Source organism: Heyndrickxia sp. FW510-T9 (assembly GCF_058781025.1).
In genome coordinates, this window is the sequence record NZ_JBYSWK010000082.1 from 1 (window position 1) to 14,324 (window position 14,324).

The 14,324-nt window shown below is 32.9% G+C and carries 16 protein-coding genes; 9 read left to right on the top strand and 7 right to left on the bottom strand.

Annotated features, from left to right (window positions below; all coding sequences use genetic code 11):
- Window positions 1-135 precede the first annotated feature (135 nt).
- The 4 genes from AC3WJF_RS22280 (at window position 136) to AC3WJF_RS22295 (ending at window position 3,456) form a co-directional block, all read left to right on the top strand.
- On the top strand, window positions 136-747 hold the full coding sequence (locus tag AC3WJF_RS22280; RefSeq protein ID WP_492456161.1) for a YdcF family protein: 612 nt from the start codon (window positions 136-138) through the stop codon (window positions 745-747).
- A gap of 284 nt (window positions 748-1,031) precedes the next feature.
- On the top strand, window positions 1,032-1,592 hold the full coding sequence (locus tag AC3WJF_RS22285; protein WP_492456162.1) for a hypothetical protein: 561 nt from the start codon (window positions 1,032-1,034) through the stop codon (window positions 1,590-1,592).
- A gap of 226 nt (window positions 1,593-1,818) precedes the next feature.
- Window positions 1,819-2,928, top strand: coding sequence for a protein kinase domain-containing protein (locus AC3WJF_RS22290; protein WP_492456164.1), 1,110 nt, complete (start codon window positions 1,819-1,821; stop codon window positions 2,926-2,928).
- Between the two features lie 222 nt (window positions 2,929-3,150).
- Entirely contained in the window at window positions 3,151-3,456 is a 306-nt protein-coding gene (locus AC3WJF_RS22295) for a hypothetical protein (RefSeq protein WP_492456166.1), read from the top strand.
- A 250-nt stretch (window positions 3,457-3,706) separates the two neighbouring features.
- Here AC3WJF_RS22295 and AC3WJF_RS22300 read toward each other — a convergent pair whose 3' ends face one another.
- Both AC3WJF_RS22300 and AC3WJF_RS22305 read right to left on the bottom strand, forming a co-directional pair.
- Complete coding sequence (locus AC3WJF_RS22300; RefSeq protein ID WP_492456168.1) at window positions 3,707-4,075, bottom strand: hypothetical protein; 369 nt, start codon at window positions 4,073-4,075, stop codon at window positions 3,707-3,709.
- Window positions 4,076-4,263: 188 nt separating this feature from the next.
- Window positions 4,264-4,593 carry an ABC transporter gene (locus tag AC3WJF_RS22305; protein ID WP_492456170.1) on the bottom strand — a complete coding sequence of 110 codons (330 nt, stop codon included), beginning with the start codon at window positions 4,591-4,593 and terminating at the stop codon, window positions 4,264-4,266.
- Between the two features lie 554 nt (window positions 4,594-5,147).
- On the opposite strand from AC3WJF_RS22305, the gene AC3WJF_RS22310 reads away from it, so the two are divergent.
- On the top strand, window positions 5,148-5,615 hold the full coding sequence (locus tag AC3WJF_RS22310) for a hypothetical protein (protein ID WP_492456172.1): 468 nt from the start codon (window positions 5,148-5,150) through the stop codon (window positions 5,613-5,615).
- Between the two features lie 799 nt (window positions 5,616-6,414).
- Here AC3WJF_RS22310 and lpdA read toward each other — a convergent pair.
- Together lpdA and AC3WJF_RS22320 are read right to left on the bottom strand one after the other, a co-directional pair.
- Window positions 6,415-7,797: a dihydrolipoyl dehydrogenase gene (lpdA, locus tag AC3WJF_RS22315; protein ID WP_492456174.1), complete on the bottom strand. Its 1,383-nt coding sequence runs from the start codon at window positions 7,795-7,797 to the stop codon at window positions 6,415-6,417.
- A gap of 180 nt (window positions 7,798-7,977) precedes the next feature.
- On the bottom strand, window positions 7,978-8,574 hold the full coding sequence (locus AC3WJF_RS22320) for a TetR/AcrR family transcriptional regulator (protein WP_492456176.1): 597 nt from the start codon (window positions 8,572-8,574) through the stop codon (window positions 7,978-7,980).
- Between the two features lie 469 nt (window positions 8,575-9,043).
- Between AC3WJF_RS22320 and AC3WJF_RS22325 the strand changes: the two genes are divergently transcribed.
- Window positions 9,044-9,631: a GNAT family N-acetyltransferase gene (locus tag AC3WJF_RS22325; protein WP_492456178.1), complete on the top strand. Its 588-nt coding sequence runs from the start codon at window positions 9,044-9,046 to the stop codon at window positions 9,629-9,631.
- 265 nt (window positions 9,632-9,896) lie between these two features.
- Here AC3WJF_RS22325 and AC3WJF_RS22330 read toward each other — a convergent pair whose 3' ends face one another.
- From AC3WJF_RS22330 to AC3WJF_RS22340, 3 genes are all read right to left on the bottom strand, one after another.
- On the bottom strand, window positions 9,897-10,343 hold the full coding sequence (locus AC3WJF_RS22330) for a GNAT family N-acetyltransferase (protein WP_492456180.1): 447 nt from the start codon (window positions 10,341-10,343) through the stop codon (window positions 9,897-9,899).
- A 204-nt stretch (window positions 10,344-10,547) separates the two neighbouring features.
- Complete coding sequence (locus tag AC3WJF_RS22335) at window positions 10,548-11,309, bottom strand: glucose 1-dehydrogenase (RefSeq protein WP_492456182.1); 762 nt, start codon at window positions 11,307-11,309, stop codon at window positions 10,548-10,550.
- Window positions 11,310-11,365: 56 nt separating this feature from the next.
- Window positions 11,366-11,848: a DinB family protein gene (locus AC3WJF_RS22340; RefSeq protein WP_492456184.1), complete on the bottom strand. Its 483-nt coding sequence runs from the start codon at window positions 11,846-11,848 to the stop codon at window positions 11,366-11,368.
- A gap of 314 nt (window positions 11,849-12,162) precedes the next feature.
- On the opposite strand from AC3WJF_RS22340, the gene AC3WJF_RS22345 reads away from it, so the two are divergent.
- From AC3WJF_RS22345 to AC3WJF_RS22355, 3 genes are all read left to right on the top strand, one after another.
- A complete protein-coding gene (locus AC3WJF_RS22345; RefSeq protein WP_492456186.1) occupies window positions 12,163-12,573 on the top strand; it encodes a hypothetical protein in 411 nt (136 codons plus the stop codon).
- Between the two features lie 130 nt (window positions 12,574-12,703).
- The gene (locus AC3WJF_RS22350; protein WP_492456188.1) at window positions 12,704-13,024 is read left to right on the top strand and encodes a hypothetical protein; all 321 of its coding nucleotides are present in this window, start codon (window positions 12,704-12,706) and stop codon (window positions 13,022-13,024) included.
- Between the two features lie 535 nt (window positions 13,025-13,559).
- Complete coding sequence (locus AC3WJF_RS22355) at window positions 13,560-13,961, top strand: hypothetical protein (RefSeq protein WP_492456190.1); 402 nt, start codon at window positions 13,560-13,562, stop codon at window positions 13,959-13,961.
- The last annotated feature ends 363 nt before the right edge of the window (window positions 13,962-14,324 follow it).

Here is a 14,324-nt window from a genome sequence, read left to right on the forward strand (position 1 = left end):
AATGAAGAGTAAAAAGTTCCGATTTTTCACGTATTAGTATCGTAGATTATATCGAAATTTTTGAAGGATTCATATTTCCTTGTAGTAGTTATATTAAATTTCCGAAATAATAAATTATTAATATCGAGGTGACAAATGAATATTTCTCAACTAGATTTTGATAAACTATCAAAAAATCAGGTGACTAACTTTATATTTACAGACATTGAAGATGATAACGAATTTGGAGATTGCATCTTTGTTGTAGGTAGCAAGACAGCGGTTCAATACAGATTACCTAAAGCGGTCGAATTATATAACCAAGGTAGAGCTGGTAAGATATTGTTTTCTGGAGGGGCTAAGTTCGCAGGTAGTGATTTAACTGAAGCTGTTTTGTTAAAAAACGAAGCAGTCGCTTTAGGAGTTCCTGAAAAAGACATATTAATTGAAGACAAATCATTGAATACCTTAGAAAATGTACTATCCTCCTTATTGGTACTTGATAGGGAATTTCACTTATATAACATAAAGAGGATCTTAGTAGTTACAAATTCCTTTCATATGAAAAGATTGCATTTGACACTAAAAACATATATGCCCGATTGGATAAAATTCACGTTGTGTCCAGCACATGATGGTATTACAAGAAAAGATAACTGGTTTCTTAGTGAAAAGGGAATAATACGAGTTCAAACTGAGGCAGAAAAAATTATAAAATATGTTAAACAAGGAGCTTTGCTGGATGAAGAAAATGAGCTCTTTATCTAATGAGTGCATTTCTTAAAATAGCAGGCTGCCAATAGGCGTCTGTTTTATTTAATTAAAAATGCAATAAAGTTTAATAAGAAAACATTTTGAAACTATTGTACATTCTATTCGTAAAAAATATATTGGTTTGGTTATGAATATTTAGTTGGAGTTATTAAATTTACATTGAAAAAGAAATGTGGCTATATATGGATTTTTAGCAAGCAGTATTAGGTTCTTTCGTTAAAGAAGCAGGGTGTTAAAAGAATAAAGCAAAGACAAATTTTTTGTAGGGTGAGGTTGAAATGAACCTTAATATTAAAGAAGAGAAGGAAATAGAAATAAAAAAGTTATTGAAAGCTCAAAAAATAGTATTGTTCTGGTTACTAGCACTTATTTATTTATCGTTTATTGGGTTACAGCTTGGAAGAATTCAATCTATTACGGATTTCAATTATAGTTTCCACGAAATAATGTATTTACCTTTTGATATAGCTATATTTGTAGTACCTGTTTTGTTTCTTATTTATATCTTCCATTCCATAAAATATTTACGAAAAAGGGGAAGAAAAAAGACGGATATAAAAACAATTATTCAATCAATATTGATAATATCATCTATCGTTATCTTTATTACAATTACAGTGAACCAATTCCAAGAAGTATCGACTACTGGAGTATTTAAAGTTAAACAGAAACTACATGATGGCAGTAAATATTATTTGATAATCAATGGTAAAAGAATCCGGGTTTCTTCTAATGAATTTCAATTAGTTCAAGAAAATCAACAGTATTTAATTAGCTTTCTTTGGAATAAACGAACCCCAGACAAAGGGAAACTCGAAACTATTGAGCCATTAGATTAACTATCGAAGCAGGTTAGAGGAAGAAGGATTTTAGATAGTAAAAGAAGAATAGCTAGAAATATATCAAATTAATATATTGTAGAAAAAAATGAATCTAAATGGAATTGTGATAGTTGTTATTGTATCAGTCATTTTGTGTTTACTTCTCGGTAATGATTCTGTGAACTGTTGGATTACTAAATAAGTAAAAATAACTAAAACATAAAGTGAAAGGATAGTATACCTTATGATAACATCACCGAATGAGTCTTTTGAGTCTCACGATAATCGAATTGCCCGATATGCAACTGTGTCTACTACATTATCGTTGCTTTCTGATGAAAGGATTCGTGAACGAGTGGGAGATGCTAAGGTTCTTAATACTGGCATAGGTGGTACAACGGCTTTGTTGCAACTAGAGGACATGAACATCTTCTTGAAAATAATACCACTTACGGAAATGGAAAGGCACAATTTCATGTACACTGGAAACGTGTTTAAACTACCTGCATTTTGCCACTATGGAATAGGATCACCAGGCGGTAACGTGTGGCGTGAGGTAGCTGCCCATACAATGACTACCAATTGGGTACTGGCTAAACAGTGTGAGAGTTTTCCGTTAATGTATCACTGGCGGGTGGTAAAAAGTTCAGATCGAAGTATCCAAAACTCCGATGAACTGAGAGATGTCACGAGTATGGTTAAGTTTTGGGGTTCCACAAAAGTGCGGGATCGTATCGAGGCACTTGAGGAATCAGTGTACAGTGTTGTACTTTTTTGTGAGTACCTCCCGAATAATCTGCATGACTGGCTTACTGAGCAGGTAGCTAATGGTGAAAATGCAACCACTTCTGCGTTAGCCATGGTGGAATCCAATCTGAGATCCGCTGTTTCCTTTATGAATTCAAACGGATTACTACATTTCGATATTCACTTTAAGAATGTTCTAACCGACGGACACCGTGTTTATATAGCAGACTTCGGTCTAGCAACATCTTCTCGGTTTGAACTGTCCGATTCTGAAATGGAGTTTCTCGAATTGAACACGACTCATGATGGGTGTTATGTTGTAACACAATTGGTGAACTGGCTTGTAACGGCATTGATTGGTAAGGTGAATCGATCTGAACGAATAGAATTCATCCGCCATTGTGCTAAAGGTGAGGAGTTGCCAGAGGTGATGCATTTAGCAGCGAGGATTATCATGAGATACGCTCCAATTGCTGTAGTAATGAATGATTTCTACACAAATCTCATTTCGAAGAGCAGAACTACGTCGTTTCCAGTCGAGGAGATTAAAAGGGTCTGTGCAAAAATTGGATTTGATCCACTTTTCTTTGAAACTGAGCTTGTATAGTATGTTTTTGAATTTATTTTTTTATGGCAATCAAGAGAAGTGATTGTTCCAATTCAGTACGAAATCAACCATCGTGGACAAATTTGAACAATTAAGAGACTGTCGAATAATAGTAAATCTTGTTCAACTAACGAGAGCTAGAGTTGAACGAACTGCTATAGTTCGATTTGCATATTGAACCGACTATATGGCTTTGTTAAAGAATAGGGCAGGTGAAATAAAATGAGCTTATTTATTAATAAACTAATGAACCGAATATTAAGAGATAGAATTAAGCCTTTTTTGATTATAGATTTTATACTTTTAATCATTTATTTACTTGTAAGTTATTATGCTTTAAAGGGACATGAAGTAAATTATTTCTTTACTGGAATTGGACAAATTGTTTTAGCAATTTTATGGCTTTTAATGGGGATAGAACATCTTCTTTTAAAAAAGAAAAATTATTCTATTTTCTTGTTTGTATTTTCTTTAATTTGGATATGTTTAGCGATACAAAGTTTTAATTTATTATATATTAAGCGATAAGGACAGATAGAAGCCTTTTTCAGAGGTTGTGAAAAATTTGAACTTAAGCTAAGGGGAAGGTTTGTTGAAGAAGGGTCTTTAAAAATGGCAAATGTGCAATATATGTCAAAAAAGAGGGTAAATGCCATCTTTTTTGACATATATTTTGATTAAGATGATTTGTCATTAAGGGTCAAAACTATTGTCAAAACAAGTTTTCCACCTCTTAACAGAACCCGTTACAAGTTAACAGATGACTTGTAAAATATTATTAATCCTGTATGCTGTACGCTTCTTCAATGGAATCCACAAATATTCCAGGAAAGATAATTTTCCTTACACAATTTTTAACCTGCATTCTTGAAGCAGGAGAGGAAGGATTAATAATTATTATCTTTTTAAAATGAGCCATCGAATATAGTTTTAAAACGAATGTGATATCATCCACCACATGACCTGCCACTTCTTCTTGTCTGCGTCCATCTATAATTAAAGTATACCTTGAAGGGTTAATAGTATTTACGATGGTTTGAAACTCGCTTAAATATATTTTTGCATCTTCCTCTTTAAAAAAACCGCCTACTTTTACAAAGAAAATGCCTTTTTCTTCATCCAATTCAAAGGAATATAGCTTCCTCATTGTTTTTCCTCCAAAGCGTGAAAATTAATTACTGGTACTATACTACATAAAACGACTCATTTCGACAATCCTAAATTTCTAATCTAGTTATCTTCTAAGTTAATGGCTATGTTAAACAACATTGTTGATAAAGGGTATAATACTGCATCGTTGAGGTGACCAGTAATTATTTCGGCAATCTCAAGTCTCTATTTAGTTCTTGAAATGGTGTTTTTATATGCATCTGGGTATTTTGAGATATGCTTTGTGAGAGCATCCCAGTTGTTTCTCAGCTCTGTATGGATTTCTGTGGTATTTGCTATTCCGTAAACTTTCAATAGAAAATATATTGTCTCCCAAATTAGAAATTCATCATCTAATTGAAATAACATCCGAACTACATTCGGAATATAGGCAAATGCTTGTTCAGGATTCATATCTTTTACAATCGAATCAAATGCATCACTAAAATACCATTCATTATTGTCGAGCTTTTCTTGCCATTTAAGGTAAACTTGGGTCAAGGCTTTATCTATCAATATTCATACACCCCTAAGCTAAGGAATTTCTAAATTTTATTATTCTAAGTGATTTATTGGTTTGTTTTACCTCATACAAACAAGATTTAGCCAACATATCTTTTAAGTTTGACGTAGTTTTTTCGTATGACATCATATCCAGATAACGGAACCAGGCTAAGTAGTAATTTAAATACTTGGAAGCTACACCAATAAACCGAGCAATCCATCTTTTAAGACGGCTATGGTAGTTGTTCACATTTTAAATATGATAAAACCCTTTAAGTGTACGAATTGGACTTTTGAAGTTGAAACGATAATGCTCAAGACCTTTTTTCTTTGCGTAAGTAGAAAATGCTCTCCAAGCATCAGTACAAAGAACATTACCTTTGGAAAGAGAAGGACTCATTATTTTATCAAGCCGCTTTGAAATTATACGACCTACTCCTAGAACTGTAAATAAGGTACTTGAGTTTAACAATCGGGCTATTTTTTGAAATAATATTCTATAAGCGAATTATAATATAATGTACATAAATAAATGACAGACACTTGGCTTGAGGAGAAATGTTTGAATGAAGTATTTTGTAGATGATGACCATTGGGATGTAATGGGATATGCAAAAGAATTAAAAAAACTATTACCTAGATTTAATAAAGAGACAGCGAATTTTTTAAAAAACAATTCATTCCATGATGGAAAGGTTGTTTCTCTTATTGTTCTAAATAAAGAGAATGGGAAATCGAAGGACCCAACCACAATTAAAATGGTAGTTAAGCAGTATGAAGAGGGCGGTGGTATTTATGAAATACAATGGCTAAATGTCCGTAAGTTTTTAATAGATTATGATATTACCCGAAATGTTTATAGTAATAAACCACATGAAATTGTCTTTGGTGGTAGGAAAGGACTCGATGATTGGGGATACGATGAAATTGTTCCATTGAGTAAAAAGAAATTACAACATGAAATCTTTTTATTTTCACAAACAAAAATAATCCTTCATTGTTCAAATATTAAAATTAGGAAATTAAAAAGTTAACAATTAGAGAACCAAGACTTTATATAATAGGTGAAAAAAATAGCTTGTGAAGGGTTGTACATAAACTAACTGGTGCTTTACTTTAAGTTGGATGGCGGCATACAATAGGATGCTGCACGTCTGATACATCAGAAATCTCTCTAATAAATTTTAATAGAATAGTCAACCCTTCAAAAGTATGTGAGACTTTAAAACTATTTTTATTAACCGGTAACCCCTATTCTCCCTAGAGTTTATAGCTTCGCTTATTATGCGAAATCTCAGTCCCAATCAACCACAATCATGTTTCTACAAGTAGGGGGTGAACGGTTTAGCTGACGGGATCCAACTCCCACAGGTGCTTACATTCTACCCCGGCTACCGCTATCAAATATCGATATAAAAAATGGTCAACCAGAAATATCTGGCTGACCTAATAATACGCAGGGTGTTTTTATTCAAAATGAAGCGTAATCCTTTGATACTAGTATATCAAGTGATAATAGGCCAAAATCTAATTAGATATTCAAAGTTGAAATTTCTACAATATAATTTTAGATAAAAAAGTTGAGGACCCTATTATCCTCAACTCTTATTTTAAAATACGAAGTGAATGAATTCTGATTATAATGTCTCCTTATTTCATCTATAACTATTTCAATGTAAACCTAAAGACACACACTAATAAGCCGTGTAATATATTCTATAAATATTGAATATTTCTGTATAAAGAAACCAAATAAAAATAATAGGTTTTGATTAATAAGGATTTTGTTTCAATATCAGAAATAATAATGAAACAAAGCAATACGCTAAATAATTATTTGGATTTTAAAAGAACAGCCTCTGCAGTTTCCATTGTAATTTCACCTAATGTAGGATGTGCATGAATAGTCATTGCAATATCTTCAGCAGTCATTCCTGCTTCCATTGCAAGTCCAATTTCAGCAATTATGTCAGAAGCATTTACACCAGCAATTTGTCCACCAATCACTAAGCCATCTTCTTTACGAGTAATAAGTTTTAAGAATCCTTCAGAATTATTTAGTGCAAGTGCACGACCATTAGCTGCAAATGGGAATTTAGCTGCAACTACTTCAATGCCTTCATCTTTCGCTTGTTTCTCATTATAACCAACAGTTGCGAGCTCTGGCTCTGAGAATACTACTGCAGGAATTCCTTGGTAATCTATTGCAGAAGAGTGACCAGAAATAGCTTCTGCAGCAATTTTGCCTTCGTAGGATGCTTTATGTGCTAATTGTGGACCTTCAACGATATCGCCTATTGCATAAATGTTAGATACATTTGTACGGCATTGTTTATCAATTTTTACAAGACCACGATCAGTCATTTCTATACCGACTTGTTCTAACCCAATATTATCTGTATTTGGACGACGACCAACTGTTACTAGTACATAATCAGCTTCAATAGTTTTTTCTTCACCTTTAGATTCATATTTTACAATAACACCACCTTCATTTTCTTCTACACCTTTTGCTAATGCATTTGTTACAATTTCTGCACCTTTTTTCTGTAAGTTACGAGAAACAAGTGTAGACATTTGTTTTTCAAAGCTTCCAGCAAATAGTTCTGAACTACCTTCAAGAATCGTTACCTCAGTACCAAAATTAGCGTAAGCAGTTCCTAGTTCAACACCAATAACACCACCGCCAATAATAACTAATTTCTTGGGAATTTCAGGTAGGTTGAGTGCACCTGTTGAGTTAATTACACGTTTTGAATATTTAAATGCTGGAATTTCAACAGGACGAGATCCAGTAGCAAGAATAGCATTATTAAATGTGTACGTTTGAGTTGAATTTTCATTCATTACACGTATTGTATTCGCATCAACAAAGTGTGCTTCACCTTTTACAATATCTATTTTTTTTCCTTTTAAAAGCAATTGCACATTGGAATTTAATTGTTTAATAATATTTCCCTTCCATACTTGTACTTTTGAGAAGTTAATTGCAACATTCTCTGCAAAAATACCAATATCATCAGAATGTTTTGTTGTTTCATAACGATGTGAAGCAGTAATTAGTGCTTTTGAAGGAATACAACCAACATTTAAGCAAACTCCACCAATCTCACCTTTTTCAACAATTGTTACATTTTGTCCTAATTGAGCAGCACGGATAGCAGCAACATATCCTCCAGGACCTGAACCAATAACGATAGTTTCAATATCATTCATGTTTATTTTTCACTCCTTTAAAATGTGAAATAATCTACTAAAATTGTTATCCTCAACAAAATATTGTTCTTATACAATGGAGGACCAAATGAAAAGTTTTTCATGGATTAAAGATTAACCATTAAATCCCTCCTTTCGAAAAGAACCATTCGGTCTCTTTTTGAATTTAGAAAGAACGGCTCATTTGGCCGTCAGTTGTTTCTTTAGCTCATTTAGAAGCTGGGCGGATACGGTATCAAGATAGAACATATCATGATAGAGACGAGACAAGGCAAGTGCCCCTTCAAGAGAAGAAATCCAAATAATAGCAATCTGCTTAGCTTGAGTATCTGGTTTTAACTCTCCATCTTCAACTCCGTTAATAATAATCCATTCAATAATTCCAAGTAATTGATTCATGGCTATTCGTGCTTGTTCGGCCAAAAGTGGATGGTGATCATCTGCTTCTAACATGACATTCATGATGGGGCACCCCCCAGGAAGTGGCTCTATATGAACAAGAGATTTAAGAACTGAAATAAATGCTTGTAACTTATCAATTGTATTGGATGCTTTTTTTATTTCTTCCACATAACGCTCACCTAATTGTGTTGTTACATATTGGAATGCTTGAACGGCTAAATCATCTTTACTTTTAAAATGACGGTATATTCCTCCTTTTTCTAGTCCTGTCTCCCGCATAATATCAGAGATTGAGGAACCACTATACCCTTTTATATTAAAAAGAGCAGAAGAACGTTTAAGAATCATTTGTTTAGTTAATTCGCCTTTCCGCATAATTTTCTCCTTTCGAAACTGTTCAGTCTCTTTTTTTAATAATAAAATATAAGAGGAAGATTAGCAAGAAAAATAAGACTCAACTAGCGATTGTTTCTGTAATGATTTTGTTCCTTAAAAATTTCTAAGTGATTAGTCTTGACCTAAACAACTTAGGCATGACTTGAATATCTGGTTAGTAACTTACTAACCAGATTTTTTATCCTAATTAACATTTATTAATTCAATAATGGTAAGCGAATTTTTTGACAATAAACTAGATATTTAACAAAATTCCTGACTAGTTCTTATAAAAAATTAAAAATACCTCGTATGAAGTACTTGTTAATTTAGTTTGAGGACAAATGCATTAGGGGAAATTTGCGGGAGCTGATTGTTTGAACATATAACAAATAAGAAGCTATTATTAAGAAATGTGGATTAATTAAAGAAAGAATACGTAGTGTTATGACAAAGGAGATTGATAAGGGTGGAAAATTCAAAACATATTTATACACAATCGAGTCGGCTAATTTTAAGGCAATTTTCCGAGAACGATGTTGAGTCTTTTTATTTATACCGTTCTAATCCTGAAGTGGCTAAATTTCAGTCGTGGGAGAATTATCAATTTGAAGAGGCTGAATCATTCATAAAAAATCAATTGGGGTCTACGCCAGATAAACCGGGCACTTGGTTTCAGTTTGCGGTAGCATTAGTTGAGACGAATCAATTAATTGGAGATTGTGCTCTCCACACGCTTTTGGATGAGCCCAGAATAGTGGAGATTGGTTTTACTTTAGCTAAAGAACACCAGGGAAATGGCTACGCAAGTGAAGCAGTGAGAGCATTATTAAATTATGTATTTAATACTCTCGGAAAACATAAAGTAATTGCATTTACAGATGTTAGAAACAATAAATCTATCCGTTTGTTGGAAATTATAGGGTTTAGACGCGAAGGACATCTGCTCCAGAACTACATGTCAAAAGGACATTGGATTGACGAATATCAATATTCACTATTATCTTCTGAATGGAAGAGCAATGTAGCACTAGAAAATGGCGCGGAGAAGGAATGAAGAAAAGAAGTTAGGAAAAAGTTACAATTTCATAGTTAATATCATCATGAATATGGCTATTCTTCCAAAAGGAGAATAGCTTTTTCTTGTCGACATAATGGGTATGGTTAAGTAATATTCAATAAAATAAATTCATATAAAAAAACCGAGGATAATGAACAAACTTATTATTTATAGCAAAAATTATTACGGAATAGGATGAGGTAATCCCTAAGAAATATATCTAAAGTTTAATCATTTCCTATCTATGTTTCTCCACCATCTGTTAATTGAACAACTTTTTTTCCAGAATGATTTTAGGCTCTCCACTCTTATCAGTATAAGTACCAATGATATCGAACCCATTTTTAATATTCAAAATTAGCATATTACGCCATTTATTTTTTGATTTTGTTTGAACAATCTTATATCCAGTTTCTTTTAAATATTGATGTTGTTTTTCCATTAATTTAGAAGCAGCGCCGTATTTTCTATAGTCTTTATCAACTCCACCTAACCAGCTATAAAATTTATCGTTATTAAGTGCATAACCTAATTTATAACCAATAACCTTTGAATCTATTAATGCAACATTAATCAGCAACCCTGATTTATTTTCCATTTGTTTAACCAATTTCTCTGAATCACCAAAGATTTCATTATGTAATTGTAAAATATCCTCTAGTATCTTAGTATCAGGTGTTGATTTAAAATGAAAATACTTAGAATCCAAATAAATCCTTCTCCCCTTATATCAACGTTATTAAACTATTAATTCTTCATAACACTTGGAAAATCCTAATCCACTATATTCTCTAAAGTGGATAAGGGCGTAATCCTTATTAAAGGAAAGCGCCCGATTCTTGAATATCAAAGCCAGTCTAAAACCGGTACACAATTATTAAAAAATTAAGCTACTTGGATAACTTGAATAATTTCACAATTTAGCTGCTACACCACCGTCTACAACCATTATATGACCGTTTATATATGAAGAACTATCTGAACACAACCAAATTACTGAATCAGCAATATCATTCGGATCTCCAATTTTACCTTGAGGAATCTCAGATTCATAATCTCTTTCTGAAACTCCTGTTTCGTTAAATACTTTTTCTAAGAGTGGTGTATGAATTGCTCCTGGACAAATAGCATTGATACGTATGTTTTTCTTTGCGTATTCAAGCGCTGCAGTCTTGGTTAAACTATTCACACCAGCTTTACTTGCCGCATAAATCGCTACATTAGGAGACCCTCCCAAACCATTAATGGATGAGATATTTACAATGCTACCGAAACCTTGGGTTAACATTTGTTGAATTTGGTACTTCATACAGAGCCATACACCTTTAAGATTGGTTGCAATCACTGAATCAAAATTATCTTCGGTAATATCAGCAGTAAGCACCAATTCCCCTCCGACTCCAGCTCCATTACAAGCAAAATCTAATCGTCCAAAATGATCAACTGTACCTTGGATCAACTGCTTAACTTGCTCATGAGATCTTACATCTGTTTGAAAAGAAAGAGCTTCTCCACCCATTTTTTGAATCATATCCTGAGTCTCATTTATGTTCTTTGATGTTCGCCCAGCTATAACTACTTTTACTCCTTGTTTAGCAAAATTTAAAGCAATTGCCCTACCAATCCCCGAACCTCCACCAGTAACAAGAGCAACTTTATTTTCGAATGACTGCATAAAATTAATCACCTATCCTTGTTATATAGTTGAGAAGTAATTCTACATCATTCCAATTAAATATTAGTTTTCCAGCTTTTTTGTAGTTTTCGGATGTAAACAATTTGTCCAATATGGTAAGCGTTATGCGTGGAGATATTACCAAGCAATTCCCACCACTTTGCAGGCTCTGGGAAACCATTAATTTCACTTTCTACCTTTTCTTCTGTTAGTATATTTTGCCACTGAAGCAGAACTTCAAGGAGGCACTCTTTTAAGTAAGCAAATCTTTTATTTTCCGAAACAATGAAGCTCTTATTATTATTACCTATTGGAGCAACAGCATTCACATGAGATTTTTTGTACCTCTTTTGCCAAGTTTCATTCCAGTAAAGCAGGTGTTGTACAATTTCAGCGATACTATTACTTTGATCGTTGGGTTTCCAAAACGCTTCTTCCTCTGACAAGTTTGCAATGGATTCTGAAAACGGAACGTAAAAGCTAGGGTCGTTCGCATTTGCTAACAATTGATCGGACAAAACATCTTTAGCATGAGACATATCAGTCACACTCCTTCTAAGCTATATATTTTCTATTTCAACGTCCTTCTGATATTTCCTGCTTTATTACGGTAAATGGTCCAGTCATTTATTCCGATATGCTTTTGGTCAAAGATGGATTCCTTGGTCAACCTTGGTTTGCAGATAGAATTTGATTCCTTGACTATCTTAATAAAGAAATGGGTTACAACATTAAAGGTACCCCTTATGATACTACAGGATTTCGGTCTACATCCATAAGTTTCAAAAACGATAATAATGGTGTTCGAAAGATCTCATTCCCACGCATTCAGGCTAAAATTGATGGGGAAATTTTGGACTTTCTTTTTGATACAGGAGCAACGGTTTATTTAACTGATACTGCTTTAGATATGTTTGATACTGGAAATGAAGCAATTCGAGGAACAAGTTTTATTACTCAAACAATGTATGACAAATGGCGGACACGGCACCCAGAATGGAAAATTATTGAAAAGGGCGACAGAAATGGAGTTGAGCAACCTAAAAGGTTTGGAAGCGGAGCAATGATACAGGTTCCGTATGTTGAAGTGGCAGGCATAAGATCAGGTCCTGTTTGGTTTACTACAAGACCTGACTCAAATTTGCACGATAATATGTCTCAGTGGATGGACAAGCAAGTAGATGGTGCACTAGGGGGATCAGTTTTTAAATATTTTTCGATAATCATTGATTATTCTAATTCAACGGCTTATTCTAAAAAATAAATTATTCAACAGTGTATCTTATATGCTAACAGGGGCGCTAATCGAAGAAGGATTAACGCTTTTTTTGTTGAAGTAATTAAGCACGGAGCAGGTTTGTTTATCAAGAGAATTTTGTATGGGGGGTAAAATTATGTTTGTTAAAGTTTATCAGTATTATGTTCAAAAAGACAAAATAGACAAGTATTTAAACATACAGGAAAAAGCACTAGAGATTTACAGTAGGCATATAGATTTTCAAACAATATTCATAAACAGCAAGAATGATGAAACAAAGTGGATAGAAATATCAAGATATAAAACCGAAGATGAATATAAAAAGAGTATAAATTTAATAAATCAACAAAAAGAAATACAGGAACTGTACGAAGCCTTTCAATCACTTTTGGTGACAGATAAGAATGAGATAAGTGAAGAGGATTTTATAGAAAAACGAGAAAAATCCACTTTTTAATGGGTATTTTGTTCAAATATCTTATTACACGGAGCAGGTTTAAGAAAAGAGGAATTTTCTTATGCATCGTGGAATTTTTCAAGATAAGGATAAAAATCACATTTTTTCAGGAGGGTTAGTAGTGAATTTCTTGGTTAGTGTTATATCAATCTGTTGTGGGTCTTGGATGTCCATTTATTTATATGGGTTATATGTAACACAATCAGCAAAATACAATCACAGTCTCATAATATTTCCATTATTACTGTTTACTATTGTCATCTACTGTGTTTATTCAGAAACAAAAAAATTGAAAAAACACAGTAAAATTATATGGTCTTACTATTAAAGTATAACTAGCTGCAGCAGACATTTTACAATGTTTGTAAAGAAAAATACTTAAACAAACAGGGCAAGAGTTCAACAAGACGTTGCAACGGCAACGTTTTTTCTTCTTGTGCTAACGGTGCAGTTTAAAGAAGGTATTATTATGGTAATAGCGAATATAACAATAAATGGGAGTTAGAAAAGTTCTTTCTTTCGAGGTGACATTAGTATGAAATCAGGATTTAAGAAGAGACCATTAGGAGTTTCGTTGATAAGTTATTTTTACCTCTTTGGTGCCATTGTTTTATTATTTACAGCAATTTTTTATAATGTTGATGCTAATTCTATTGGGATAGCAGAAAGGTTTGGAATGCCAAATGTTCCCGAAAGATTTATGCGAGTCATAGTCGCTCTACTCTCATTAGGTATGATATATGGGTATTTTAGGTTGAAAAAATGGGGCTTTTGGATAATGGTAATTTATTCTGCATTATTTGGTTTAATAAGTTCGTCTCTAATAACAAATGGCTCCCAACACATCTTTATTGGAAATTTAATTTGGTCCATAATTGTTTTAGCTTATACCATCTATGTAAAAAAGTCATTTTTTAAAATGGATGTTCAAAATTAGTAAGAGGAATAATCTCTTATTTTAGTAAGTGGGCAGCATACCTGTAATAAATGTAATCAGTTTTAAAGTTTGTGAAAAAATGTACTTATACTATAGGTGCGTTAGTACAACAATATTACAATTTTTTGCGGTAGTTAATTAGGTCATTTGTAGTACAAAAAAAGGGACAGATAGAGCATATTTTATTCAGCTCATCTATCCTTTATAATTTCCCCTTATAATGTCTAACATTAAATGAAAATATGATCTTATTAAGGGTTTCAAGAAATTATCTACATCTATGCATAATGATGTTAGTCTAAAAAATGGACACAGTAAATTGGGAGAAACAAGCTTATAATAGTATCTAACAATTTATGATCG